This is a genomic window from Streptomyces sp. NBC_00178 (assembly GCF_036206005.1).
Taxonomy (GTDB): Bacteria; Actinomycetota; Actinomycetes; order Streptomycetales; family Streptomycetaceae; genus Streptomyces.
Genome location: NZ_CP108143.1, coordinates 1,299,901 through 1,325,856, shown reverse-complemented (window position 1 = coordinate 1,325,856; position 25,956 = coordinate 1,299,901). Strand labels below are relative to the sequence as shown.

Annotated in this window: 21 protein-coding genes; 17 read left to right on the top strand and 4 right to left on the bottom strand. The window is 70.6% G+C overall.

Annotated features, from left to right (window positions below; all coding sequences use genetic code 11):
• Positions 1-13 precede the first annotated feature (13 nt).
• From ruvB to OHT61_RS05505, 6 genes are all read left to right on the top strand, one after another.
• Complete coding sequence (gene ruvB, locus OHT61_RS05530; protein WP_329035548.1) at positions 14-1,099, top strand: Holliday junction branch migration DNA helicase RuvB; 1,086 nt, start codon at positions 14-16, stop codon at positions 1,097-1,099.
• A 167-nt stretch (positions 1,100-1,266) separates the two neighbouring features.
• Positions 1,267-1,731, top strand: coding sequence for a preprotein translocase subunit YajC (gene yajC / locus OHT61_RS05525; RefSeq protein ID WP_329035547.1), 465 nt, complete (start codon positions 1,267-1,269; stop codon positions 1,729-1,731).
• A 147-nt stretch (positions 1,732-1,878) separates the two neighbouring features.
• On the top strand, positions 1,879-3,630 hold the full coding sequence (gene secD / locus OHT61_RS05520) for a protein translocase subunit SecD (RefSeq protein ID WP_329035544.1): 1,752 nt from the start codon (positions 1,879-1,881) through the stop codon (positions 3,628-3,630).
• Position 3,631: 1 nt separating this feature from the next.
• Positions 3,632-4,753, top strand: a complete 1,122-nt coding sequence (secF, locus tag OHT61_RS05515) for a protein translocase subunit SecF (RefSeq protein WP_329035543.1) — start codon at positions 3,632-3,634, stop codon at positions 4,751-4,753.
• The gene (locus tag OHT61_RS05510) at positions 4,750-5,301 is read left to right on the top strand and encodes an adenine phosphoribosyltransferase (RefSeq protein ID WP_329035540.1); all 552 of its coding nucleotides are present in this window, start codon (positions 4,750-4,752) and stop codon (positions 5,299-5,301) included. The genes secF and OHT61_RS05510 overlap by 4 nt, the downstream gene beginning before the upstream one ends.
• A 169-nt stretch (positions 5,302-5,470) precedes the next feature.
• Positions 5,471-8,113, top strand: a complete 2,643-nt coding sequence (locus tag OHT61_RS05505) for a RelA/SpoT family protein (protein ID WP_329035539.1) — start codon at positions 5,471-5,473, stop codon at positions 8,111-8,113.
• A gap of 113 nt (positions 8,114-8,226) precedes the next feature.
• On the opposite strand, the gene OHT61_RS05500 is transcribed toward OHT61_RS05505, so the two are convergent.
• Positions 8,227-9,456, bottom strand: coding sequence for a DUF349 domain-containing protein (locus OHT61_RS05500; RefSeq protein WP_329035537.1), 1,230 nt, complete (start codon positions 9,454-9,456; stop codon positions 8,227-8,229).
• A gap of 190 nt (positions 9,457-9,646) precedes the next feature.
• Entirely contained in the window at positions 9,647-10,441 is a 795-nt protein-coding gene (locus tag OHT61_RS05495) for a peptidylprolyl isomerase (protein ID WP_329035534.1), read from the bottom strand.
• 148 nt (positions 10,442-10,589) lie between these two features.
• Here OHT61_RS05495 and OHT61_RS05490 point away from each other — a divergent pair, with 148 nt between their 5' ends.
• The 4 genes from OHT61_RS05490 (at position 10,590) to OHT61_RS05475 (ending at position 15,143) form a co-directional block, all read left to right on the top strand.
• Positions 10,590-11,276 carry an MBL fold metallo-hydrolase gene (locus OHT61_RS05490; protein ID WP_329035533.1) on the top strand — a complete coding sequence of 229 codons (687 nt, stop codon included), beginning with the start codon at positions 10,590-10,592 and terminating at the stop codon, positions 11,274-11,276.
• A 15-nt stretch (positions 11,277-11,291) separates the two neighbouring features.
• On the top strand, positions 11,292-12,554 hold the full coding sequence (gene hisS, locus OHT61_RS05485; RefSeq protein ID WP_329035530.1) for a histidine--tRNA ligase: 1,263 nt from the start codon (positions 11,292-11,294) through the stop codon (positions 12,552-12,554).
• A gap of 532 nt (positions 12,555-13,086) precedes the next feature.
• Positions 13,087-13,722: a vitamin K epoxide reductase family protein gene (locus OHT61_RS05480; RefSeq protein WP_329035528.1), complete on the top strand. Its 636-nt coding sequence runs from the start codon at positions 13,087-13,089 to the stop codon at positions 13,720-13,722.
• A 44-nt stretch (positions 13,723-13,766) separates the two neighbouring features.
• Positions 13,767-15,143, top strand: a complete 1,377-nt coding sequence (locus tag OHT61_RS05475; RefSeq protein WP_329035525.1) for a replication-associated recombination protein A — start codon at positions 13,767-13,769, stop codon at positions 15,141-15,143.
• Between the two features lie 11 nt (positions 15,144-15,154).
• On the opposite strand, the gene OHT61_RS05470 is transcribed toward OHT61_RS05475, so the two are convergent.
• On the bottom strand, positions 15,155-15,853 hold the full coding sequence (locus OHT61_RS05470) for a DUF2470 domain-containing protein (protein ID WP_329035524.1): 699 nt from the start codon (positions 15,851-15,853) through the stop codon (positions 15,155-15,157).
• Between the two features lie 188 nt (positions 15,854-16,041).
• Between OHT61_RS05470 and rpsD the strand changes: the two genes are divergently transcribed.
• On the top strand, positions 16,042-16,656 hold the full coding sequence (gene rpsD / locus OHT61_RS05465; RefSeq protein ID WP_014157362.1) for a 30S ribosomal protein S4: 615 nt from the start codon (positions 16,042-16,044) through the stop codon (positions 16,654-16,656).
• A 14-nt stretch (positions 16,657-16,670) separates the two neighbouring features.
• Here the strand turns inward: rpsD and OHT61_RS05460 are convergent, their stop codons facing one another.
• Positions 16,671-18,896: an ATP-binding protein gene (locus OHT61_RS05460; RefSeq protein WP_329035522.1), complete on the bottom strand. Its 2,226-nt coding sequence runs from the start codon at positions 18,894-18,896 to the stop codon at positions 16,671-16,673.
• A 236-nt stretch (positions 18,897-19,132) separates the two neighbouring features.
• On the opposite strand from OHT61_RS05460, the gene OHT61_RS05455 reads away from it, so the two are divergent.
• From OHT61_RS05455 to OHT61_RS05430, 6 genes are all read left to right on the top strand, one after another.
• The gene (locus tag OHT61_RS05455) at positions 19,133-19,582 is read left to right on the top strand and encodes a DUF948 domain-containing protein (RefSeq protein ID WP_329035520.1); all 450 of its coding nucleotides are present in this window, start codon (positions 19,133-19,135) and stop codon (positions 19,580-19,582) included.
• Positions 19,583-19,589: 7 nt separating this feature from the next.
• Entirely contained in the window at positions 19,590-19,886 is a 297-nt protein-coding gene (locus tag OHT61_RS05450) for a hypothetical protein (protein WP_329035517.1), read from the top strand.
• Complete coding sequence (gene alaS / locus OHT61_RS05445) at positions 19,886-22,555, top strand: alanine--tRNA ligase (RefSeq protein WP_329035516.1); 2,670 nt, start codon at positions 19,886-19,888, stop codon at positions 22,553-22,555. The genes OHT61_RS05450 and alaS overlap by 1 nt, the downstream gene beginning before the upstream one ends.
• A complete protein-coding gene (ruvX, locus tag OHT61_RS05440; protein ID WP_329035514.1) occupies positions 22,552-23,037 on the top strand; it encodes a Holliday junction resolvase RuvX in 486 nt (161 codons plus the stop codon). The genes alaS and ruvX overlap by 4 nt, the downstream gene beginning before the upstream one ends.
• A gap of 101 nt (positions 23,038-23,138) precedes the next feature.
• On the top strand, positions 23,139-25,001 hold the full coding sequence (gene mltG, locus OHT61_RS05435) for an endolytic transglycosylase MltG (RefSeq protein ID WP_329035512.1): 1,863 nt from the start codon (positions 23,139-23,141) through the stop codon (positions 24,999-25,001).
• A complete protein-coding gene (locus OHT61_RS05430) occupies positions 24,998-25,834 on the top strand; it encodes a shikimate dehydrogenase (protein ID WP_329035510.1) in 837 nt (278 codons plus the stop codon). The genes mltG and OHT61_RS05430 overlap by 4 nt, the downstream gene beginning before the upstream one ends.
• Positions 25,835-25,956: the final 122 nt, after the last annotated feature.

The following is a 25,956-nucleotide window of genomic DNA, read 5'->3' as shown; positions in this document are numbered from 1 at the left end:
GCGGGACTGAGAGATGAACTGGGACGAGACCGGGCCCGACACCGGCGAACTCACCGACGAGCGGCTGGACGACCGCCTGGTCGCCGCCGGGGCGGACGGCGAGGACACCGCGGTCGAGGCGGCCCTGCGCCCGAAGGACCTCGATGAATTCGTCGGCCAGGAAAAGGTGCGCGAGCAGCTCGACCTCGTCCTTAAGGCGGCCCGCGCCCGCGGTGCCACCGCCGACCACGTGCTCCTCTCCGGCGCCCCCGGTCTCGGCAAGACCACCCTTTCCATGATCATTGCGGCGGAGATGGGAGCCCCGATCCGCATCACCTCCGGCCCCGCGATCCAGCACGCGGGGGACCTCGCCGCGATCCTCTCCTCCCTCCAGGAGGGCGAGGTCCTCTTCCTCGACGAGATCCACCGCATGTCGCGGCCCGCGGAGGAGATGCTCTACATGGCGATGGAGGACTTCCGGGTCGACGTCATCGTCGGCAAGGGGCCCGGCGCCACGGCCATCCCGCTGGAGCTGCCCCCGTTCACCCTGGTCGGCGCCACCACCAGGGCGGGACTGCTGCCGCCCCCGCTCCGCGACCGTTTCGGTTTCACCGGGCACATGGAGTTCTACGCCCCCACCGAGCTGGAGCGGGTCATCCACCGGTCCGCCGGCCTCCTGGACGTGGCCATAGACCCGGCCGGCGCCGCCGAGATCGCCGGACGCTCCCGGGGTACGCCCCGCATCGCCAACCGTCTGCTGCGCCGGGTCCGGGACTACGCCCAGGTCAAGGCCGAAGGGCGCATCGACCGGGACATCGCGGCAGCGGCCCTGCGGGTGTACGAGGTCGACGCCCGCGGACTCGACCGCCTGGACCGCGCGGTGCTCGGGGCGCTGCTCAAGCTCTTCGGCGGCGGCCCCGTCGGCCTCTCGACCCTCGCGGTGGCCGTGGGGGAGGAGCGCGAGACGGTCGAGGAGGTCGCCGAGCCCTTCCTCGTGCGGGAGGGACTGCTCGCCAGGACGCCGCGCGGCAGGGTCGCCACCCCTGCCGCCTGGGCGCACCTCGGCCTCGTGCCCCCGCAGCACGGCGCAAAGGGACAACAGGGCCTGTTCGGGGCGTGACACGTCACGGGTTGGCCAGCAGGGGAACCCCGGTGCCATGCTGGACGTTGTTCCAACGATGCGGACTCGCTTAGACTCCGCCGATGCCGCCCGTACAGGTCGGTGTACCCACCCCCGTAGACCAGGCCGCGTGAATCCAGCGTGGTCGTGCGAAGGAAGTCCGTCCCGTGAGTCTCGTGACCCTCCTCCCCTTCATCGTGCTCATCGGGGCCATGTTCCTGATGACCCGGTCCGCCAAGAAGAAGCAGCAGGCGGCGGCGCAGATGCGCAGCGACATGCAGCCCGGCACCGGCGTCCGGACGATCGGAGGCATGTACGCCACTGTCAAGGAGATCCAGGACGACACGGTCCTCCTCGAGGTCGCGCCCGGCGTCCACGCCGTCTACGCCAAGAACTCGATCGGTGCCGTCCTCGACGACGCGGAGTACAACCGCATCGTCCACGGCGACGACTCCGACGGCACGCTCGTGCCCGACGACGCCTCCTCCCTCACCGACGGTGAGAGCACGGCGGACGACGACGTCGCGAAGATCGACCTGGGCAAGAAGGCCGAGGACGAGACCGTGGCGAAGGAAGCCAAGGGCGCGGAGACCAAGGACGCCAAGGCCGACGGCGAGAGCGACGCCAAGTAGTTCCACGACCCACAGACGCCGGACACCTTGAGGTGTCCGGCTTCTCACGGGCCGTGCGGTCTTCTGCGGGGGCGGGTCCTCACAACACTTCGTGGCCGCTCGGGCGCGTACCCGGCGCGGGGCGGTTGGACAGGGAGAAACAAGAAGGTGGCAGCACCGAAGAAAGGCCGGGGCTCAACCGGTGGACAGGGCAGGCCGGGGCGTTCCCTGGCTTTGATCCTGATTGCCATGGTCGCCCTGACCGGAGGGATTTTCCTGTCCGGTCACACCACGCCCCGGCTCGGTATCGACCTCGCCGGCGGTACGTCGATCACGCTCAAGGCGAAGAGCCAGCCGGGCAAGCCTGACGCGATCAACGAGACCAACATGAACACCGCGGTCGGCATCATCGAACGCCGTGTCAACGGTCTGGGTGTCTCCGAGGCCGAGGTCCAGACCCAGGGCGCCTCGAACATCATCGTCAACATCCCCAAGGGGACGAACTCGAAGCAGGCCCGGGAGCAGGTCGGCACGACCGCCCAGCTCTACTTCCGGCCCGTGCTGACGGTCGCGGACGGTGCACCGACCCCGGAGGGTTCCGCGAGCCCGTCCGCCACCGGTTCGGCGAAGCCGAGTGCCAAGGCGACGGAGCCCGAGACCGCGTCCGGTTCAAAGGCGACCCCGTCGGACGGCGCCACCACCCAGGGCCGTGCCGTCACCGACGCCCTGAAGAAGGACGCGACGCCGACCCCCAAGGCCGGCACCACCGGTGCTCCGGAGTCCTCGAAGAGCCCCGCGGCGACCGAGGCCCCCGACCCCGCCACCGCGGCGCTCCAGAAGAAGTTCACGGAGCTCGACTGCGCCGACAAGGAGGCCCGTGTGGCCGCCGGCGTCGGCGTCAAGCCCGAGGACCCCACGGTCGCGTGCAGCTCGGAGGGTGACGCCAAGTACCTCCTCGGCCCGGCCGCGGTCTCCGGTACCGACGTCGACGACGCGAAGGCGCAGTTCGACCAGCAGCGCGGCATCTGGCTCGTCTCGATGGAGTTCACGGACAAGGGCTCCAAGAAGTTCCAGACGATCACCAAGAAGCTGTCCACGCAGCAGTCCCCGCAGAACCAGTTCGCGATCGCCCTCGACGGTGAGGTCGTCTCCGCGCCCCAGGTGAACGAGGCGCTCAGCGGCAGCGCGGAGATCTCCGGCAGCTTCACCCAGCAGTCCGCGGAGTCCCTGGCCAACGTCCTGTCCTACGGTGCGCTGCCGCTGTCCTTCAGCGAGGAGACGGCCACCACCGTCACCGCCGCGCTCGGCGGCGAGCAGTTGAAGGCCGGCCTCATCGCCGGCGCCATCGGCTTGGCCCTGGTCGTGATCTACCTGGTCGCCTACTACCGCGGTCTGTCGCTCATCGCGCTCCTCAGCCTGCTGGCCTCCGGCATCCTGACCTACACGATCATGGCGCTCCTCGGTCCGGCCATCGGCTTCGCGCTGAACCTCCCGGCCGTCTGCGGTGCGATCGTGGCGATCGGTATCACGGCGGACTCGTTCATCGTCTACTTCGAACGCATCCGCGACGAGATCCGGGAGGGCCGCACGCTCCGTCCGGCCGTCGAGCGGGCGTGGCCCCGTGCCCGCCGCACCATCCTGGTGTCCGACTTCGTGTCGTTCCTCGCCGCGGCGGTGCTCTTCCTCGTCACCGTCGGCAAGGTCCAGGGCTTCGCGTTCACGCTCGGCCTCACGACCGTGCTCGACGTGGTCGTGGTGTTCTTCTTCACCAAGCCCGTCATGACGCTGATGGCCCGCACGAAGTTCTTCGGCGGCGGTCACCCGTGGTCCGGTCTGGACCCCGAGCGGCTGGGCGCCCAGCCGCCGCTCCGCCGCTCGCGCCGCGTCAACGCCCGTACCGACCACCCGAAGGAGGCGTGAGATGTCGCGACTCGGCGATCTCGGCGCCCGGCTCTACCGTGGCGAGGTCGGTTACGACTTCATCGGCAAGCGCAAGCTCTGGTATGGCGTATCGATCCTGATCACCATCACGGCCATCGTCGGCCTGGCGGTCAGTGGTCTCAACCTGGGCATCGAGTTCAAGGGCGGTGCCGTCTTCACGACGGACACCAAGGCCAAGATCTCGCTTTCCCAGGTCCGCGAGGACGCGGTCGCCGCCTCCGGCCACGAGGCGATCGTTCAAGAACTCGGCAATGGCGGGAGCGACGGGCTCCGGATCCAGATCACCGAGGTCGACACCGCCAAGGCCGACCAGATCAAGAGCCAGCTTTCCGAGGACCTCGGCATCCCCGAGGAGCAGATCAACGCGGACCTGGTCGGCCCCAGCTGGGGTGAGCAGATCGCGAACAAGGCGTGGACCGGCCTCGGCATCTTCATGGTCCTCGTGGTGGTCTACCTGGCGATCGCCTTCGAATGGCGCATGGCGGTGGCGGCCCTCATCGCGCTGATCCACGACATCACGATCACCGTCGGTGTCTACGCCCTCGTCGGCTTCGAGGTCACCCCGGGCACCGTGATCGGTCTGCTCACCATCCTCGGTTACTCCCTCTACGACACGGTCGTCGTCTTCGACAGCCTCAAGGAGGGCACGAAGGGGATCACCAAGCAGACCCGCTGGACCTACAGCGAGATCGCCAACCGGTCCATCAACGGCACGCTGGTGCGTTCCATCAACACCACCGTCGTCGCGCTGCTCCCGGTCGCCGGTCTGCTGTTCATCGGCGGCGGTGTCCTGGGCGCGGGCACGCTGAACGACATCTCGCTGTCGCTCTTCGTCGGTCTGGCCGCAGGTGCGTACTCCTCGATCTTCATCGCCACTCCGCTGGTCGCCGACCTCAAGGAGCGCGAGCCGCAGATAAAGGCACTGAAGAAGCGCATCCTCGCCAAGCGCGCCTCGGCCGCGGCCAAGGGCGAGTCCGCCGAGAGCGAGCGCGACGACCTGGTGCAGGACGGATCCGACGGCGACACCGAGCCCGCGGGCGCGGTCGTCGGCCAGCGCAGGCAGGCCGGAGGCCACGGCCGCAGTCCCAGGAACCACCGATGACGAGCGTGACGGACGCGACCCGGGAGCTGCTGCTCAGCCGCATCCGGGACGTACCGGACTATCCGAAGCCGGGAGTGCTGTTCAAGGACATCACTCCGCTGCTCGCGGACCCGGTCGCGTTCGCCGCCCTCACCGACTTCTTCGCGGAGCTGTGCACACGGCACGGAGCCACCAAGATCGTCGGGCTCGAGGCGCGGGGGTTCATCCTGGCCGCACCGGTCTCCGTACGGTCCGGAATCGGGTTCGTGCCCGTGCGCAAGGCGGGCAAGCTGCCCGGCGCCACCCTCGGGCAGGCGTACGAGCTGGAATACGGCACGGCCGAGATCGAGATCCACGCCGAGGACCTGACCGCGGACGATCGCGTCATGGTCATCGACGACGTCCTCGCGACCGGTGGCACGGCGGAGGCGTCGCTGGAGCTCATCCGGCGGGCCGGCGCCGAGGTGGCCGGGGTCTCGGTGCTGATGGAGCTCGGCTTCCTCGCGGGCCGGGCCCGGCTCGAGGCAGGACTGCGCGGAGCGCCGCTGGAGGCTCTGATCACGCTCTGACCTGCACCGTGCCGCAACGGCACGGGTGTGGAGACGGACAGGACGGGTACCCGGGAACATCCGGGTACCCGTCCTGTGTTGTCAGGGGTTCACACTCCCCGGGCGAGGACCCGCCCAGGGGTCGTTACCATGGGCTTTCCGGTAGCCCGGATCCGCACGAGGAGCGCTCTTGCCAGACGAGGCCCAGCCAGTCGCCGCCCCGCAGCCCGAAAAGCCCGCGGGGGCCTCACCCGTGCCCGGGAAGGCGAAGCCCGACCGGGAGGGCGGGTCCGGGTCCGCGAGCGACCACGCGCAGGGTCCCGCCGCCGCGGCCAAGCCGACGCCTCCTCCGGGCACCAAGGCGGCACCCACCGGCGCCAAGGCCGCGCCCGCGGCGCAGACCGGTACGCCCGCGTCCTCGGCGCCCGCACCCGCCGTCAGGCCTCCGGTGTCCGCTCCGGCACCCGCGGCTCCCGCGGCGAAGCCTCCGGCCAAGCCCGCCACCGCCCCGCCGGCGGCCACGGGCCGCGCGGGCGGTTCGTCCAACCGGGTCAGGGCGCGGCTCGCCCGACTGGGTGTACAGCGCTCCAGCCCGTACAACCCGGTCCTCGAGCCCCTGCTCCGCACGGTCCGGGGCAACGACCCCAAGATCGAGTCCGCCACCCTGCGCCAGATCGAGCGCGCCTACCAGGTGGCGGAGCGCTGGCACCGCGGCCAGAAGCGCAAGAGCGGCGACCCCTACATCACCCATCCGCTCGCGGTCACGACGATCCTCGCCGAGCTGGGCATGGATCCGGCGACCCTGATGGCCGGCCTGCTGCACGACACCGTCGAGGACACGGAGTACGGCCTCGACACCCTGCGCAAGGACTTCGGCGACCAGGTCGCCCTGCTCGTCGACGGCGTCACCAAGCTCGACAAGGTCAAGTTCGGTGAGGCCGCGCAGGCCGAGACCGTGCGCAAGATGGTCGTCGCCATGGCCAAGGACCCCCGGGTCCTGGTCATCAAGCTCGCCGACCGGCTGCACAACATGCGCACCATGCGCTATCTCAAGCGGGAGAAGCAGGAGAAGAAGGCCCGCGAGACCCTCGAGATCTACGCGCCGCTGGCCCACCGCCTCGGCATGAACACCATCAAGTGGGAGCTGGAGGACCTCGCCTTCGCGATCCTCTACCCCAAGATGTACGACGAGATCGTCCGCCTCGTCGCCGAGCGCGCGCCCAAGCGCGACGAGTACCTCGCCATAGTGACCGACGAGGTCCAGGCCGACCTGCGGGCCGCCCGCATCAAGGCCACCGTCACCGGCCGGCCGAAGCACTACTACAGCGTCTACCAGAAGATGATCGTGCGGGGCCGCGACTTCGCCGAGATCTACGACCTGGTGGGCATCCGCGTCCTCGTCGACACCGTCCGCGACTGCTACGCGGCGCTCGGCACCGTCCACGCCCGGTGGAACCCGGTGCCGGGGCGGTTCAAGGACTACATCGCGATGCCCAAGTTCAACATGTACCAGTCGCTGCACACCACGGTGATCGGTCCCAGCGGCAAGCCGGTCGAGCTCCAGATCCGTACGTTCGACATGCACCGCCGCGCCGAGTACGGCATCGCCGCGCACTGGAAGTACAAGCAGGAGGCCGTCGCGGGCGCCTCCAAGGTGCGCACGGACGTCCCCAAGAACACCGGCGGCCGGGGCCAGGACACCGTCAACGACATGGCGTGGCTGCGCCAGCTCCTGGACTGGCAGAAGGAGACCGAGGACCCCAGCGAGTTCCTCGAGTCCCTGCGGTTCGACCTGTCGCGCAACGAGGTGTTCGTCTTCACGCCGAAGGGCGACGTGATAGCGCTGCCCGCCGGTGCGACGCCGGTCGACTTCGCGTACGCGGTCCACACCGAGGTCGGGCACCGGACCATAGGGGCGCGGGTCAACGGACGGCTCGTGCCGCTGGAGTCGACGCTCGACAACGGCGACCTCGTGGAGGTCTTCACCTCCAAGGCGGCCGGTGCCGGGCCCTCCCGCGACTGGCTCCAGTTCGTCAAGTCGCCCCGGGCACGCAACAAGATCCGCGCCTGGTTCTCCAAGGAACGCCGCGACGAGGCGATCGAGCAGGGCAAGGACGCCATCGCGCGGGCCATGCGCAAGCAGAACCTGCCGATCCAGCGCATCCTGACCGGCGACTCCCTCGTCACGCTGGCGCACGAGATGCGCTACCCGGACATCTCGTCGCTGTACGCGGCCATCGGTGAAGGCCACGTCGCGGCGGCGGGTGTCGTCCAGAAACTCGTCCAGGCACTGGGCGGCGAGGACGCCGCCAACGAGGACCTGGCGGAGAGCTCCCCGCCCTCGCACGGCCGCAGCAAGCGCCGGGCCAACGCGGATCCGGGTGTGGTCGTCAAGGGCGTCGAGGACGTCTGGGTCAAGCTGGCCCGCTGCTGTACGCCCGTGCCCGGCGACCCGATCATCGGGTTCGTGACGCGGGGCAGTGGCGTCTCCGTCCACCGGGCGGACTGCGTCAACGTCGACTCGCTCTCGCAGCAGCCGGAGCGGATCCTCGACGTCGAGTGGGCTCCCACCCAGTCGTCGGTCTTCCTCGTCGCCATCCAGGTCGAGGCGCTGGACCGCTCACGGCTCCTCTCCGACGTCACGCGCGTCCTGTCCGACCAGCACGTGAACATCCTGTCGGCGGCCGTCCAGACGTCACGCGACCGCGTGGCCACCTCCCGCTTCACCTTCGAGATGGGCGACCCGAAGCACCTGGGGCACGTCCTGAAGGCCGTGAGGGGCGTGGAAGGCGTCTACGACGTCTACCGGGTCACCTCGGCACGACGCCCGTAGCCGGGCGCCGCAGAGGGCCCCACAGCCGGTGGCGGCCGACCCGCCCCCGGCACACGGGAGGGGCTCCCGTACGCGATGCGTACGGGAGCCCCTCCCGTCGGTCCTGGCGGACGTCAGCCGCCGAACTCCTCCAGGCCCTTCAGCGCCTGGTCCAGCAGTGCCTGCCGGCCCTCGAGCTCGCGGGAGAGCTTGTCGGCCCTGGCGTTGTTGCCCGAGGCGCGCGCCGCGTCGATCTGCGTACGCAGCTTGTCGACCGCCGACTGGAGCTGGCCGGTCAGACCCGCGGCACGCGCACGCGCCTCCGGGTTCGTCCGGCGCCACTCGGACTCCTCGGCCTCCTGGAGCGCGCGCTCCACGGCCTGCACCCGGCCCTCGACCTTGGGACGCGCGTCCCGCGGCACGTGACCGATGGCCTCCCAGCGCTCGTTGATGGAGCGGAACGCGGCCCGCGCCGCCTTCAGATCCGTCACCGGCACCAGCTTCTCGGCCTCGGCGGCGAGCTCCTCCTTGAGCTTCAGGTTCTCGCCCTGCTCGGCGTCCCGCTCGGCGAAGACGCCGCTGCGGGCCGCGAAGAACACGTCCTGGGCGCCGCGGAAGCGGTTCCACAGGTCGTCCTCGGACTCCCGCTGGGCGCGCCCAGCGGCCTTCCACTCGGTCATCAGGTCGCGGTAGCGGGCAGCGGTCGTGCCCCAGTCCGTCGAGCCGGAGAGCGACTCGGCCTCGGCGACCAGCCGCTCCTTGACCTTGCGGGCGTCCTCGCGCTGGGCGTCCAGGGCCGCGAAGTGCGCCTTGCGCCGCTTGGAGAAGGCGGAACGGGCGTGCGAGAAGCGGTGCCACAGTTCGTCGTCTGACTTGCGGTCCAGACGGGGCAGCCCCTTCCACGTGTCGACGAGCGCCCTCAGACGCTCACCCGCCGACCGCCACTGCTCGCTCTGCGCCAGCTCCTCAGCCTCGACGACCAGCGCCTCCTTGGCCTGCCGGGCCTCGTCGGTCTGCTTCGCCTTCTGGACCTTCCGCTCCTCGCGGCGCGAGTCGACCGTCGCGACGAGCGTGTCCAGCCGCTTGCCGAGCGCGGCGAGGTCACCGACGGCGTGGTGCTCGTCGACCTGCACACGCAGGTGCTCGATCGCGGTGGTGGCGTCCTTCGCCGACAGGTCGGTGGTCTTCACCCGCCGTTCGAGGAGGCCGATTTCGACCACCAGGCCCTCGTACTTGCGCTCGAAATAGGCCAGAGCCTCCTCGGGGCTGCCGGCCTGCCACGATCCGACCACCTGCTCGCCCTCGGCCGTACGCACGTACACGGTGCCCGTCTCGTCGACACGGCCCCACGGGTCGCTGGTCACAGCGCCTCCTCCACCTGATGCGTCGAAGGGGGGTTCGCCCCCCTCGCATCGTCCACAGTTTCCTGGGGCGGGCCGCGCCCGCCCTGCACAACGCCAATCTAGGCGACCGGCCACCCGGCTGTCCGCACTCAGCGAGGCTGAAATTCTCCGGTCCGGCCGTGAGGCCGGGCGCCGGCCGCCCGTGGGAGGGTCAGTCCTTGCCGACCGTCACCTTCTCGACCGTCACGGCCTTCTTCGGGGCACCGTCGCCCGCTCCGCCGGTCACGCCCGCCTCGGCGACCTTCTTGACGGCCTTCAGGCCGGCATCGTCCATGGTGCCGAACGGCGTGTAGGTGGGCGGCAGTTCGGTGTCCTTGTACACCAGGAAGAACTGGCTGCCGCCGGTCCCCGGCTGCCCGGTGTTCGCCATCGCGACGCTGCCCGCGGGATACGTCACCGAGCCGGTGTCGCCCGGCTTGCCCAGCGCGGTGAGGTTCTCGTCGGGGATCGTGTAGCCCGGACCGCCGGTTCCGTCGCCCTTCGGGTCGCCGCACTGCAGCACGAAGATGCCCTGCGTGGTCAGGCGGTGACATTTCGTGTCGTCGAAGTACCCCTTGTCCGCGAGGGCCTTGAACGAGTTCACGGTGTGCGGGGTCTTCGCCGCCTCCATCGTGATCCTGATGTCGCCCTGGCTCGTCTTCAGGGACATCGCGTACGCGGCCTTCTTGTCGATGGCCATCGCCGGCTCGGGCGTCTTGCTCTCGCTGGCCGAGGGGGACGGGGGAGCGGACGGGCTCGCGCTCGCCGCCGCGTCGGCGGAGTCCTTCGCGTCGTCGCCGTCGAGGAAGAGGTACGAGCCCGCAGCGACGACCGCCACCACGGCCACCGAGGAACCGATGATCGCCGTGAGGCGCCTGGTCCTGCGGCGGGCCTCCTCCCGGCGCTGCTGCTGCCGCTCGAACTTCTCCCGGGCGAGCTGCCGCCGCCGCTGATCGCTGCTGACCACCGGATGGTCTCCTTGTACGTCGTGTGTTCGGGCCTCGATTGCCCCGTACGGTATATGGGTTAGCTGTGTGATGAGGAGCGCCGGTAGGCTCTGATCTGCCGCATTCCTCTCCACGGCCCTCATCGTCGGACGAACTTTAAGGACGATCGTGCTCATTGCCGGGTTCCCCGCCGGGGCCTGGGGGACCAATTGCTACCTGGTCGCCCCCGCCGCCGGTGAGGAGTGCGTGATCATCGACCCGGGCCACCAGGCCGCCCAGGGCGTCGAGGAAGCGCTCGCGAAGCATCGGCTCAAGCCCGTCGCCGTCGTGCTCACCCACGGCCACATCGACCACGTCGCCTCGGTCGTCCCGGTGTGCGGCGCCCACGACGTCCCCGCCTGGATCCACCCCGACGACCGCTACATGATGAGCGACCCCGAGAAGGCGCTGGGCCGTTCGATCGGGATGCCGCTCATGGGCGAGCTGACGGTCGGCGAACCGGACGACGTGAGGGAGCTGTCCGACGGTGCCGCGCTGCGGCTGGCCGGCATGGAGTTCGGCGTCGCGCACGCGCCCGGCCATACGAAGGGGTCGGTGACGTTCAGGATGCCCGAGGCCGCGGACGTACCGCAGATCCTCTTCTCGGGCGACCTGCTCTTCGCCGGCTCCGTCGGACGCACCGACCTGCCCGGTGGCGACCACGCCGAGCTGCTCGAGTCGCTGGCCCGCGTGTGCCTCCCGCTCGACGACTCGACCGTGGTGCTGTCCGGCCACGGCCCCCAGACGACCATCGGCCGCGAGCGCGCCTCCAATCCGTACATGCACGGACTGGACGCGCCCCGCCGAGGAATGTGACGAGAGAAAAAACCTGTGAGCACCTTCCAGGCCCCCAAGGGCACGTACGACCTGACCCCGCCCCGCTCCGCGAAGTTCCTCGCGGTGCGTGAGGCCATCTCCTCGCCCCTGAGGAACTCCGGATACGGATACATCGAGACGCCCGGTTTCGAGGACGTCGCGCTGTTCGCCCGCGGCGTGGGCGAGTCCACCGACATCGTGTCCAAGGAGATGTACGCCTTCGAGACCAAGGGCGGCGACAAGCTCGCCCTGCGCCCCGAGGGCACCGCGTCCGTGCTGCGCGCCGCGCTGGAGGCCAACCTCCACAAGGCCGGCAACCTGCCCGTCAAACTCTGGTACTCGGGCTCGTACTACCGCTACGAGCGCCCCCAGGCGGGCCGCTACCGCCACTTCTCGCAGGTCGGCGCCGAGGCCATCGGTACCGAGGACCCCGCGCTCGACGCCGAGTTGATCATCCTCGCCGACCAGGCCTACCGCTCGCTCGGCCTCACGCGGTTCCGCATCCTGCTCAACTCGCTGGGGGACAAGGAGTGCCGTCCCGTCTACCGGGAGGCGCTGCAGACGTTCCTGCGCGACCTGGACCTCGACGAGGAGACCCGTCGGCGCATCGAGATCAACCCGCTGCGGGTCCTCGACGACAAGCGTCCCGACGTCCAGAAGCAGCTGACGGGCGCCCCGATGCTGCGTGACTTCCTCTGCGACGCCTGCAAGGCGTACCACGAGGAGGTCCGCGACCTGCTGACGACGGCGGGCGTCGCGTTCGAGGACGACGAGAAGCTGGTCCGCGGTCTCGACTACTACACGCGCACCACCTTCGAGTTCGTCCACGACGGCCTGGGCTCCCAGTCGGCGGTGGGCGGCGGCGGGCGTTACGACGGCCTGTCCGAGATGATCGGCGGCCCCGCGCTGCCCTCCGTCGGCTGGGCGCTCGGTGTGGACCGCACGGTGCTCGCCCTGGAGGCGGAGGGCGTCGAACTCGACATCCCCGCCACCACCAGCGTCTACGCGGTGCCGCTCGGCGAGGAGGCCCGGCGGGTGCTCTTCGGCCTGGTCACCGAACTGCGCAAGGCGGGCGTCGCCACGGACTTCGCCTTCGGCGGCCGCGGCCTCAAGGGTGCGATGAAGAGCGCGAACCGCTCCGGCGCCCGCTACACGGTCGTGGCCGGTGAGCGGGACCTCGCCGACGGCAACGTCCAGCTCAAGGACATGGAGTCGGGTGAGCAGAAGGCCGTCGCGGTCGGCGAGCTGGTGAGCGTGCTCCGGGCCGAACTGGCCTGACCCGGGGCCCGTCGTCCACCCCTGTGCCCGTCCGGCCCGTCCGGGCGGGCACAGGGCGTTCGGGGCGCCCGGCCCGCAGCCGGAGGATGGGTGACCCGCGGCCGGTCAGAAGCCCCACCGGTTGCCGGGCGTCAACCCGGCGGAAGCCGATTCACCTGGCGTACGGGTCCGATCGGGACGGGCGGGAAGCGGCACCGGCCGGCGGCGGGCACCGCGACCGCGGCGGCGGCCCGGGCCGGAGTGACCGGGACGCGCCGCCGGCGCCGCCGCCCCTCCCGCTCCGGCGCGCCCCTGAGCCTCGCGGGGACGGATCCGCAGGTCGGGGCCGTCCAGCGCGGTCGGGTGGTCACGCCGTTCACGTGCTCCCCGTGCTCCTGCCGCTCCTCCCCGCCGTGCCGGGGAGGAGCGGGCCGCCACCCTGCGGCACCGGATGCGGCGTCGAACACCTTTATGCGTATCGAACGGATGGCTGCGTCGCCGGTGCGGCACAATGACGAGGCCCGGCCGGCTACTCAGTGATGGAACGGCGATTATGACGATGGCAACGGTAGACCACCCCTCATCCGCGCAGGACGAGGACGACGGTGCGAAGACCTTCGGCGGCAGCCGCGCGCTCGCACTGCTGCTGGTGATCACGGGAGCGGCCGGGCTGCTCGCCGCCTGGGTGATCACCATCGACAAGTTCAAGCTGCTCGAGGACCCGAGCTTCACTCCGGGATGCAGCCTGAACCCGGTGGTCGCGTGCGGCAACATCATGAAGAGCGAGCAGGCCTCGGCCTTCGGCTTCCCCAACCCGATGCTCGGGATCGCCACCTACTCCGTGGTCATCGGGATCGGCATGGCGCTCCTCGCGGGCGCCCGCTTCCGTGCCTGGTACTGGCTGGGCCTCAACGCGGGCACCCTGTTCGGCGTCGGCTTCTGCACCTGGCTGCAGTACCAGTCGCTGTACAACATCAACTCGCTCTGCCTGTGGTGCTGCCTGGCGTGGGTCGCCACGATCTTCATGTTCTGCTACGTCACGACGCACAACATCAAGCACCGCATCATCCCCGCCCCCGCCGGACTGCGGAACGCCCTCACCGAGTTCCACTGGGTGCCCCCGGTGCTCTGGATCGGGATCATCGGCATGCTGATCCTCACCCGCTGGTGGGACTTCTGGACCAGCTGACTCGACCCGCGGTCCTGTCAGCGGGGTGACATAGGCTTCACGACGTGGAGCCCGACCTCTTTACCGCAGCCGCCGAAGACCGCCAGGAGAAGGACCCGTCCAGCAGCCCCCTCGCTGTCCGGATGCGCCCTCGCACCCTGGACGAGGTGGTCGGACAGCAGCACCTGCTCAAGCCGGGGTCCCCGCTGCGCCGTCTCGTCGGCGAGGGCAGCGGAGGGCCCGCCGGTCCCTCGTCGGTCATCCTCTGGGGCCCGCCCGGCACGGGCAAGACCACTCTGGCATACGTCGTCAGCAAGGCGACCAACAAGCGCTTCGTCGAGCTCTCGGCGATCACCGCGGGCGTCAAGGAGGTCCGCGCCGTCATCGAGGGCGCGCGCCGTGCCACCGGCGGTTTCGGCAAGGAGACCGTCCTCTTCCTCGACGAGATCCACCGCTTCTCCAAGGCCCAGCAGGATTCCCTGCTCCCGGCCGTGGAGAACCGCTGGGTGACGCTGATCGCGGCCACCACGGAGAACCCGTACTTCTCGATCATCTCGCCGCTGCTCTCGCGCTCGCTGCTCCTCACCCTGGAGCCCCTCACCGACGACGACCTGCGGGCCCTGCTCCGCCGTGCCGTGGCCGACGGGCGTGGGCTGGGGGAGGCCGTCACGCTGCCCGAGGACGCCGAGGCGCACCTGCTGCGGATCGCCGGGGGCGACGCCCGCCGCGCGCTGACCGCGCTGGAGGCCGCCGCGGGTGCGGCGCTCTCCAAGCACGAGCAGGAGATCACACTGGAGACGCTCGAGGAGACGGTCGACCGCGCGGCGGTGAAGTACGACCGGGACGGCGACCAGCACTACGACGTCGCGAGTGCCCTGATCAAGTCGATCCGCGGGTCCGACGTGGACGCCGCCCTGCACTACCTGGCCCGGATGATCGAGGCGGGGGAGGACCCGCGCTTCATCGCGCGGCGGCTGATGATCTCCGCCAGCGAGGACATCGGGCTGGCCGATCCCACCGCGCTGCCCACCGCCGTGGCGGCGGCCCAGGCCGTGGCCATGATCGGGTTCCCCGAGGCGGCGCTCACCCTCAGCCACGCCACGATCGCCCTGGCGCTCGCCCCCAAGTCCAACGCGGCGACGCTGGCGATCTCCGCGGCGCAGGAGGACGTGCGCAGGGGCCTCGCCGGACCGGTCCCGGCCCATCTGCGGGACGGTCACTACAAGGGCGCGGCCAAGCTCGGCCATGCCCAGGGCTACGTCTATCCGCACGACGTCCCCGGTGGGATCGCCGCCCAGGAGTACGCCCCGGACGCCGTCCGCGACAGGCGCTACTACGAACCCACGCGATACGGGGCGGAGGCGCGCTACGCCGACGTGGCGGAGCGGGTCCGCGAGCGGCTCGGCCGCGGCGGGCCCGGAGAGGGCGCCGCGTCCCGGTGACGCCCGCGGGTTCAGTGGGAGGCGGCCTCGAACAGCGTGTACATCGCGCGGCGCAGTCCGGTGACGTCACGCACGGGCTCGGGGAAGTCGAACCGGGCGTCGAAGCAGGAGCCGGCGTGTTCGACGAACCGCACCCGCAGGCCGAAGCGGTCGAGGGCGACCGGGACGGCGGCGGGCACCTGCTCACCGCCGGCCCGCGCCCGCCCGCCGAGCAGGGCGGACAGCGACCCCATCTGCTCCGCGTGGGCGGCGTGCAGGTGCTGGAGCAGTTCGGTCTCGTGGGCCACCAGCGGATCGGCGACGGCGTCCCGGAAGTCCTCCGGCTCCACCTCCTCGGCGCCCCAGAGATCGTCGACCGACGCCTCCCCGGTCTCCAGGCGGAGCGTCGTCCGCCCGGCCCCGGCCGGTCCCCGTGCGGCGGTGAGCCAGCCGGCGATCCTGGCGCGGCCCCGGATGCGGTGCGGGACGGAGACCGGTGCGACGTCGGTGATCTCCAGCACGGCCGCCAGTTCGTCGCCCTGGGCGCGCGCCGCCGCCCGCGCCACCGGGGAGTCCGCGGGGAAACCGAGGAACAGATCCCCGTCCGGACCGATGCTCCTGCTGTCGGGCATCAGCTGGTCCGGATGGATGACGGACAGCCCCGGTACGAGCAGCACCGCGGAGCAGGTACTCTGTACGAGAGTTCGTGTGCGCTCGGCTGCTGACGGCATCCGAGTGTTTTCAAGCCCGCTGGGACGCGGCTGACCACGATCAGATCGGCCTTCCGTCGTTACGGCACCTTTGTGTGTGCCGTCGCTGTCTGTGCTGTCCGTGACGTGTGTGGTGTTCCCAGGGCGAGACATGCGATCTCCTTGAGTAAGGTAAAGCTAACCTAACCTACAACGGAGGTCTGGAGAACGTGCCTAACCAGTCGCGTCCCAAGGTCAAGAAGTCGCGTGCCCTCGGCATCGCCCTGACGCCGAAGGCTGTCAAGTACTTCGAGGCCCGCCCCTACCCGCCGGGCGAGCACGGCCGTGGCCGCAAGCAGAACTCGGACTACAAGGTCCGTCTGCTCGAGAAGCAGCGCCTGCGTGCGCAGTACGACATCAGCGAGCGCCAGATGGCGCGTGCCTACGACCGCGCCCGCAAGGCCGAGGGCAAGACGGGCGAGGCGCTGGTCGTCGAGCTCGAGCGTCGCCTCGACGCCCTGGTCCTGCGTTCGGGCATCGCCCGCACCATCTACCAGGCCCGCCAGATGGTCGTCCACGGCCACATCGAGGTCAACGGTGGCAAGGTCGACAAGCCGTCCTTCCGCGTGCGCCCCGACGACGTCGTCCAGGTCCGCGAGCGCAGCCGCTCCAAGGTCCCCTTCCAGGTGGCCCGCGAGGGTGGCTACGACACCGACGGCGAGACCCCGCGCTACCTCCAGGTGAACCTGAAGGCCCTGGCCTTCCGCCTGGACCGTGACCCGAACCGCAAGGAAATTCCGGTCATCTGCGACGAGCAGCTCGTCGTCGAGTACTACGCCCGCTGATCCAGGCGTAACGCTCAGCCGAGCTCGGGCCCGCCCCTCCCTGTCGTACGGGAGGCGGCGGGCCTTCGCGCGTCCCCGGCGGCTCCGCCGCCCGCGGCCCCCTCCCGCGCGGTCCGTCCGTCCGCCGGCCTGGTGCCCCCCGGCCCTCCGTGCGCCCGGACGCCGAGCGCCCGCGTCACGGCAGCCCGCGTGTCCAGCCGGCTGCCGGCGTGCCGCTCCGACTCGTAGCGCGCGTCGCCCAGCTCGGCCCTGGCCCGCTCCTCGCACTGGACCCGGGGACCGCCGTAGTGGACCGAGCCGAACAGCGGCAGCCCCACCGACGGCCAGATCCGGTCCGCGGCACCCTGCAGCAGTGCGGCCTCCGCGGCGTCCCCCTCGGTCGCCGTCACGAGGGCCAGCAACTCCAGTGAGAGGACCGTGCCGAGCAGATCGTGGAAGGCGTGCGCGATCGACAGGGCCTCACCGAGCATCTGCCGCGCCCGCTGGTTGCGCCCCTCGATCAGCGCCGCGTAGGCGAGGACGTACAGCGCGTACGCCATGGCCCACCGCTCTCCGTGGTCCTCGCAGACGTCGCGGACCTCGGCGCAGATCTCCGCCGCCCCGGCCAGGTCGCCGCGGAACGCCACCGCCATGCCCAGCTCGACCTGCGCCATCAGCACGTTGCTGTTCAGTTCCCCGATCTCCCGGTAGCGCGCGAGCGCGTCCCGCAGCAGTTCCTCGGCGCGGACCGGATCGTCCGTGACGAGGGAGAGGCAGCCCGTGCGGTGCACGGCGTAGGCGACGGCGGACGCGTCCCCCGCCCGCTCGCCCTCCTCGCGGCACTCCTGCAACGCCGACACCGCGCCGACCGCGTCACCCTGGAGCACGGCGACGTAGCCCAGGACCCACAGCGCCTTGAGCCGGGCGTGGTCGTGGGGCGACTCCTCCTCCAGGACGTGGTCCAGCCAGTGGCGGCCCTCCGACAGGCGCCCGCAGCCCGCCCAGTAGAACCACAGCGTGCCCGCCAGGTACTGCGCGAGATGGACCTCGTCGGCGCTCTCCATCGAGCACTCCATCGCCCGGCGGAGGTTGGGCAGTTCACCGTCGATCCGCGCCGCGGCCTCGGCCTGCCTCGGGCTGAACCAGTCGAGCTCGCACCACGTCGCCAGCCCCAGGTACCAGTCCCGGTGCCTGCGCCGCAGCCGCTCGGCGTCCCCGGTCGCCCGCAGCCACTCCGCGCCGTACTCCCGCACGGTGTCCAGCAGTCGGTAGCGGCTGCCGAGCGCCGAGTCCTCGCGCAGCACGACGGACTGCGCCAGCAGTTCGTCCAGCACGTCCAGCACGGAGTCGGCGGGCAGCCCGGGACCGCTGCAGATGTACTCGACGGCCTCCAGGTCGAACTGCCCGGCGAACACCGAGAGCCGCGCCCACAGCAGCCGCTGCTCGGGGGCGCACAGCTCATGGCTCCAGCCGATGGCCGTGCGCAGGGTCTGGTGCCGGGGGAGTGCGCTCGGGCTGCCTCCGGTCAGCAGCCGGAACCGGTCGTCGAGACGGCGCAGCACCTGTTCCACGGTCAGGGCCCGCAGTCTTCCCGCGGCGAGTTCCAGCGCCAGCGGAATCCCGTCGAGCCGGCGGCACAGTTCGCGCACGGTGTCCCGGTTGCCGTCGGTCAGGGTGAAACCGGGGCGCACCGAGGCCGCCCGCCGGGCGAACAGCTCCATCGCGTCGTCGTCGGTCATCGGCGCCAGCGGATAGGTGGTCTCACCGTCCACCCGCAGGGGGCGGCGCCCCGCCGCGAGCACCTGGAGCCCCGGCGCCCCGCGCAGCAGCTCCCGCACCAGCGCGGCACAGTCGTCGGTGAGATGTTCGAAACCGTCGATCACGAGCAGGAGCCGGCGGCCCGCGCAGTGCTCCAGCAGCATGGTGCGCGGAGGTCTGCTGGTGTGGTCCGTCAGTCCCATCGCGGCGGCCAGCGTGTGCTCCAGCAGCCCGGGATCGTGGACGGCGGACAGCTCCGCGATCCAGACCCCATCGCAGTACCGTTTCTCCATCAGCGCCGCGATCCTGCTGACGAAACGGGTCTTGCCGGCCCCGGCGACGCCCGCCACGGTCACCAGGCGGTATTCGCCCAGGAGCGCCCCGACGTCCGCCAGTTCCTCGTCGCGTCCCACGAAGGCGTCGAGCTCCGCCGGGAGATTTCCCCGTACGGGACGGGGCCCGGCGTCGTCGGATACGGGGAAGGGGCGCTGAGGGCGTCGCATGAAACACGCAGAGTACTGGCACATAAGCTCTCCGTACAATCTCCATGCTCCCGGGACCGCGCCGCACGCCCCGTAATGCGGTACGGGGCGTGACGCCCGGCGCGATAGGCTCGGGGGACGACGATCGGCAGCGACGGCGGCACGCGCCTGCCGAACCGAGACAGGCCGGGCGGGCCGGAAGAGACCGGCCCGTACGGGCGACGAACAGAGAGCGGTGCACTGTGTCCGGTGGAGAGGTGGCCGGCATTCTGGTGGCTGTCTTCTGGGCGATCCTGGTGTCCTTCCTCGCCGTGGTACTGGTGAGGCTGGCCCAGACGCTCAGGGCTGCCACCGCCCTGGTGGCGGACGTGACGGAGCAGGCGGTCCCGCTGCTCGCCGACGCCTCCGCGACGCTGCGCTCCGCGCAGACCCAGCTGGACAAGGTCGACGCCATCGCGAGCGACGTCCAGGAGGTCACCTCCAACGCCTCCGCGCTCTCCACGACCGTCGCCTCGACGTTCGGCGGCCCCCTCGTGAAGGTGGCGGCATTCGGCTACGGGGTACGGCAGGCGATCGGCCGCCGCACCGCCGCCGAGCCGGAACCCGCCCGCCGCACCCCCCGCCGCACCGTGATCGTCGGCCGTACCGTGCCGTCCGCCCGCGACAAGAAGCGGAACGGCCGAAGCTCCCGCGGACAGAAGGACTGACGCAGCGATGTTCCGCCGTACGTTCTGGTTCACCGCCGGCGCAGCCGCCGGTGTGTGGGCCACCACCAAGGTCAACCGCAGGATCCGGCAGCTGTCTCCCGAGAGCCTCGCGGCGCAGGCCGCCGACAAGGCGCTCGAGGCAGGCCACAAGCTGAAGGACTTCGCCCTCGACGTACGTGAGGGCATGGTCAGGCGCGAGGCCGAACTGGGCGGGGCGCTCGGCATCGAGGCCGCCGACGAGCCCGGCCCCGCCGGCTACCGATCACTTCCCTACAACTCGAACAACCGGAATGAGGACCACTAATGGAGTCGGCTGAAATTCGCCGCCGCTGGCTGAGCTTCTTCGAGGAGCGCGGTCACACCGTCGTGCCTTCGGCGTCGCTCATCGCGGACGACCCGACTCTGCTGCTGGTCCCCGCGGGCATGGTTCCCTTCAAGCCGTACTTCCTCGGCGAGGTCAAGCCGCCCGCCCCGCGCGTCACCAGCGTGCAGAAGTGCGTGCGCACGCCGGACATCGAAGAGGTCGGCAAGACCACGCGCCACGGCACGTTCTTCCAGATGTGCGGGAACTTCTCCTTCGGCGACTACTTCAAGGAAGGCGCCATCGAGTTCGCGTGGGCCGCGCTCACGAACTCCCTGGAGGACGGCGGCTTCGGGCTCGACCCCGAGCGTCTGTGGATCACCGTGTACCTCGACGACGACGAGGCCGAGCAGATCTGGCGCGACAAGATCGGTGTCCCCGCCGAGCGCATCCAGCGTCTGGGCAAGAAGGACAACTTCTGGTCCATGGGCGTCCCCGGCCCCTGCGGCCCCTGCTCCGAGATCAACTACGACCGCGGTCCCGAGTTCGGCGTCGAGGGCGGCCCCGCCGTCAACGACGAGCGCTACGTGGAGATCTGGAACCTCGTCTTCATGCAGTACGAGCGGGGCGCGGGCGACGGCAAGGAGGACTTCCCGATCCTGGGCGACCTGCCGTCGAAGAACATCGACACGGGCCTCGGCCTCGAGCGCCTCGCCATGATCCTCCAGGGCGTACAGAACATGTACGAGACCGACACCCTGCGCGTCGTCATGGACAAGGCCACCGAGCTCACCGGCGTCCGCTACGGAGCCGACCACGGCTCGGACGTCTCCCTGCGCGTCGTCGCGGACCACATCCGCACCTCGGCGATGCTCATCGGCGACGGCGTCACCCCCGGCAACGAGGGCCGCGGCTACGTCCTGCGCCGCATCATGCGCCGTGCCATCCGCAACATGCGCCTCATGGGCGCCACCGGTCCGGTCGTCCGCGAGCTGATCGACGTGGTCGTGGAGACCATGGGCCTGCAGTACCCGGAGCTGATCACCGACCGCAAGCGCATCGAGACCGTCGCGCTCGCCGAGGAGGCCGCCTTCCTCAAGGCCCTCAAGGGCGGCACGAACATCCTCGAGACCGCCGTCACCGAGACCAAGGCCGCCGGCGGCCGGGTCCTGGCCGGCGACAAGGCGTTCCTGCTCCACGACACCTGGGGCTTCCCGATCGACCTCACGCTGGAGATGGCCGGCGAGCAGGGTCTCTCCGTCGACGAAGAGGGCTTCCGCCGCCTGATGCAGGAGCAGCGGGACAAGGCCAAGGCCGACGCCAAGGCCAAGAAGACCGGTCACGCCGACCTCTCCGCCTACCGCGAGGTGGCGGACAGGTCCGGCGTCACGGAGTTCACCGGTTACACCTCCACCGAGGGCGAGTCGACGGTCGTCGGCCTCCTCGTCGACGGTGTGCCCTCGCCCGCCGCGAGCGAGGGCGACGAGGTCGAGGTCGTCCTCGACCGCACCCCCTTCTACGCCGAGGGCGGCGGCCAGCTGGCCGACCAGGGCCGCATCAGGCTCGACACCGGCGCGGTCATCCACGTCCGCGACGTGCAGCAGCCCGTGCCCGGGGTCTCGGTCCACAAGGGTTCGGTCCAGGTCGGCGAGGTGACGCTCGGGGCCTCGGCCCACGCCTCCATCGACAACACGCGCCGCCGCGCGATCGCCCGCGCCCACAGCGCCACCCACCTCACCCACCAGGCCCTGCGTGACGCCCTCGGTCCCACGGCCGCCCAGGCCGGTTCCGAGAACTCGCCCGGCCGCTTCCGCTTCGACTTCGGCTCGCCCGCCGCCGTCCCCGGCACGGTGCTGACCGACGTCGAGCAGAAGATCAACGAGGTCCTCGCCCGGGAGCTCGACGTCCAGGCCGAGGTCATGTCCATCGACGACGCCAAGAAGCAGGGCGCCATCGCGGAGTTCGGCGAGAAGTACGGCGAGCGGGTCCGGGTCGTCACCATCGGCGACTTCTCCAAGGAGCTGTGCGGCGGCACGCACGTGCACAACACCGCCCAGCTCGGCCTGGTGAAGCTGCTCGGCGAGTCGTCCATCGGTTCCGGGGTGCGCCGTATCGAGGCCCTCGTCGGCGTCGACGCGTACAACTTCCTGGCCAAGGAGCACACGGTCGTCGCGCAGCTCCAGGAACTGCTGAAGGGCCGTCCCGAGGAGCTTCCCGAGAAGATCTCCGGCATGCTCGGCAAGCTCAAGGACGCCGAGAAGGAGATCGAGAAGTTCCGCGCGGAGAAGGTCCTCCAGGCCGCCGCCGGGCTGGTGGAGTCGGCGAAGGACGTGCGGGGCGTCGCCCTGGTCACCGGGCAGGTGCCGGACGGAACCTCGGCCGACGACCTGCGCAAGCTGGTCCTCGACGTGCGCGGGCGCATCCAGGGCGGCAGGCCCGCCGTGGTGGCCCTGTTCACCACGGCGAACGGCCGCCCGCTGACCGTCATCGCCACCAACGAGGCAGCCCGCGAGCGCGGTCTCAAGGCCGGTGACCTGGTCCGTACCGCCGCCAAGACCCTCGGCGGCGGCGGTGGCGGCAAGCCGGACGTCGCCCAGGGCGGCGGTCAGAACCCGGACGCCATCGGCGACGCCGTCGCCGCTGTCGAACGCCTCGTCACCGAGACGGCATGACGCCGGACATGCCGCAGATGCGCCGCGGACGCCGACTAGCCGTCGACGTCGGGGACGCCCGTATCGGGGTCGCCTCGTGCGACCCCGACGGGATTCTCGCCACGCCGGTGGAGACCGTGCCGGGACGTGACGTCCCGGCCGCCCACCGGCGGCTCGGCCAGATCGTCGAGGAGTACGAGCCGATCGAGGTCATCCTCGGACTGCCCCGCTCCCTCGGCGGGGGCGAGGGGCCGGCGGCCGCGAAGGTCCGCGCCTTCGCCCAGGTGTTCGCACGCGCGATCGCACCGATCCCCGTGCGTCTCGTGGACGAGAGGATGACCACAGTCACGGCCACGCAGGGGCTGCGGGCTTCGGGCGTGAAGTCCAAGAAGGGCCGGTCTGTCATCGACCAGGCTGCCGCTGTGGTGATCCTCCAGAACGCTCTGGAGTCCGAACGGGCGTCAGGCACTGCTCCGGGCGAGGGCGTCGAAGTGGTTGTCTGATCGCGATACGGTAACGTTCCGCGCGATGCGCCGGTGTTCGAACAGACACCGCACAGCCAAGCGAAGAGGCGGAGCGTCGTCTCGCGGCGTCAAGGGGATCGATGACTGAGTACGGCCGGGGCTCCGGCTCCGAACCATGGCATCCCGAGGACCCCTTGTACGGGGACCAGGGATGGGAGGGCCGCGAGGCCGCCCACGGCCAGGGCCAGTACGACGGCCGGCAGCAGCCCTACGCGCCGGACCCCTACGCCGCACAGCAGGGCTACCAGCAGGACCCTTACGCGCAGCAGCAGCACCCGCAGGCCCCGTACGCGCAGCAGCAGTACGGGGCCCAGCAGGACCCCTACGCCCAGCAGCCGCAGCAGGATCCCTACGCGCAACAGCAACAGCAGGGCCCCTACGCGCAGCAGCAACAGCAGGATCCCTACGCGCAGCAGCAACAGCAGCAGGCCCCGTACTACCAGCAGCAGCAGCACCAGCAGCACGGCGCTCCCCAGGACCCCTACGCCCAGCAACCGCAGCAGCCGCACTACGACGCCGGCTGGGACACGGGTCAGCAGCCCGCCATGCCGTACGGAGACCAGCAGCCCTACGCCAACGGACCCGGCGGCTACGGCGAGCAGGCCGACCACTACGGCACGCCTGAGGCCTACCCCCCGCCGCAGCCCCCGGGCCGCCGCGAGGAGGCGCCCGCACAGAAGAACCCGGACTGGGACCAGGACGTCCAGGAGGAGGAGACGCATCCTTTCTTCACGGGCGCGGACGCGCCGGCCACGGACCGGCGCTCGCGCGACTCCGACGGTCCCGCGGACGACGACGAGGACGACGACGACGACCCGCGTGACGCCCAGCGGGGCGGCGGCGAGCGCCGTGGCAAGGGCAAGAAGAAGAACCGCAACGGCTGCGCCTGCCTCGGCGTCTCGCTGATCCTCGTCGGAGGTCTCGGCGGGGCGGGTTACTTCGGCTACTCGTACTACCAGAACCAGTTCGGCGCGGCGCCCGACTACACGGGCAGCGGCACGAGCTCGGTCGAGGTCGAGATTCCGGAGGGCGCGCTCGGGAACGAGATCGCGAACATCCTGAAGAAGGCCGGCGTCGTGAAGTCGTCCGACGCCTTCATCTCGGCCCAGAACGGAAATCCCAAGGGGAAGTCGCTGCAGGCCGGTGTCTACCTCCTGAAGAAGGAGATGTCCGCCGACAGCGCCATCGCATTGATGCTCAGCCCGAGCAGTCAGAACGCGCTCATCATTCCCGAGGGCACGAGCACCGTCGATGTGTACAAGATGATCGACACGCGGCTGGAACTCAAGAAGGGCACCACCGCCAAGATCGCGAAGGCTCAGGCCAAGAGCCTGGGGCTGCCCGGCTGGGCGGACGACGACCCCAAGATCAAGGACCCGCTGGAAGGATTCCTCTTCCCTGCGGCCTACGCGGTGCCCAAGGGCTCGAAGCCCGAGGACGCGCTGAGGAAGATGGTCACCCGGGCCAACAAGGAGTACAAGCCGCTCGAACTCGAGAAGAACGCGGCGAAGATGAAACTCAAAACGCCGCTCGAACTCCTCACCGTGGCGAGCCTCGTCCAGAAAGAGGGCAAGTACAAACACGATTTCGACAAGGTCGCCAGAGTGGTCTACAACCGGCTCGCGCCGAACCTGGAGACCGCCGGACGCCTCGAATTCGACTCGACCATCAATTACATCCGGGCCGAGAGCACGCTCGATCTCGGACCGGTGGACGAGCTGCGGAAGATCGACGATCCGTACAACACCTACAAGTTCACGGGCCTGCCGCTCGGGCCGATCACGAACCCGGGCCTGGACGCGCTCAACTCGGCGATCAGCCCGGCCTCCGGCCCCTGGTACTACTTCGTCTCCGTGACCGAGGACAAGACGCTGTTCGCGAAGACCAACGAGGAGCACGAGCGCAACCGCCGGGAATACGAAGAGAACAAGGGCGACCAGTGAGCACCACCCGTCGCGCGGCCGTCCTGGGCTCGCCGATCGCCCACTCGCTGTCCCCGGCCCTGCACCGGGCCGCTTACGCCGAGCTGGGTCTGCACGACTGGTCGTACGACCGGTTCGAGGTGGACGAGGCCGCGCTGCCCGCGTTCGTCGAAGGACTGGACGCCTCATGGGCCGGCCTCTCCCTGACGATGCCGCTCAAGCGGGCGGTCATCCCGCTGCTCGACGAGATCACGGCGACCGCAGCGGCGGTCGAGGCCGTCAACACCGTCGTGCTCACCCGGGACGGCAGACGGACGGGTGACAACACGGACATCCCGGGTATGGTCGCGGCCCTGCGCGAACGGGGCGTGGACAAGGTCGAATCCGCGGCGATCCTCGGCGCCGGCGCCACGGCCTCCTCGGCGCTCGGCGCACTGTCCGAGATCTGCACAGGTCCGGTCACCGCCTACGTGCGCAGCCGGGAACGGGCCGACGAGATGCGCGGCTGGGGCGAGCGCCTCGGGGTCGACGTCCGTACCGAGGACTGGACGGAGGCCGCCACGGCGCTGAGCGCCCCCCTGGTCGTCGCGACGACACCGGCCGGCACGACGGACACCCTGTCCGGCGCGGTGCCCGACGCGCCCGGCACCCTGTTCGACGTCCTGTACGAACCCTGGCCCACGGCGCTCGCCTCCCGCTGGTCGGCGGCGGGCGGCGACGTCGTCGGCGGCCTGGACCTCCTCGTCCACCAGGCGGTCCTCCAGGTCGAGCAGATGACCGGACGGAGCCCCGGACCACTCGCCGCCATGCGGGCCGCGGGGGAGCGGGCGCTGGCGGCCCGGGACACCCCTTAGCCCCGGCGGCAACCGGCTCCGGAACGTCCGTCTGCTGGACCGGCGACCGGACCGCACCCCCGGACGTGGGAGGATCGGTGGCGGCGGGCCAGGGCCGCGCACCCGGTCGCGCCGTCGCAGTT

Excerpts from the sequence above, each read along its gene's own strand:
- OHT61_RS05510 (WP_329035540.1), top strand. The coding sequence starts at position 4,750 with ATGACGAGCGTGACGGACGCGACCCGGGAGCTGCTGCTCAGCCGCATC.
- mltG (WP_329035512.1), top strand. The coding sequence starts at position 23,139 with ATGACTGAGTACGGCCGGGGCTCCGGCTCCGAACCATGGCATCCCGAG.
- ruvX (WP_329035514.1), top strand. The coding sequence starts at position 22,552 with ATGACGCCGGACATGCCGCAGATGCGCCGCGGACGCCGACTAGCCGTC.
- alaS (WP_329035516.1), top strand. The coding sequence starts at position 19,886 with ATGGAGTCGGCTGAAATTCGCCGCCGCTGGCTGAGCTTCTTCGAGGAG.
- secF (WP_329035543.1), top strand. The coding sequence starts at position 3,632 with ATGTCGCGACTCGGCGATCTCGGCGCCCGGCTCTACCGTGGCGAGGTC.
- OHT61_RS05450 (WP_329035517.1), top strand. The coding sequence starts at position 19,590 with ATGTTCCGCCGTACGTTCTGGTTCACCGCCGGCGCAGCCGCCGGTGTG.
- ruvB (WP_329035548.1), top strand. The coding sequence starts at position 14 with ATGAACTGGGACGAGACCGGGCCCGACACCGGCGAACTCACCGACGAG.
- OHT61_RS05480 (WP_329035528.1), top strand. The coding sequence starts at position 13,087 with ATGACGATGGCAACGGTAGACCACCCCTCATCCGCGCAGGACGAGGAC.
- OHT61_RS05460 (WP_329035522.1), bottom strand. The coding sequence starts at position 18,896 with ATGCGACGCCCTCAGCGCCCCTTCCCCGTATCCGACGACGCCGGGCCC.
- OHT61_RS05470 (WP_329035524.1), bottom strand. The coding sequence starts at position 15,853 with ATGCCGTCAGCAGCCGAGCGCACACGAACTCTCGTACAGAGTACCTGC.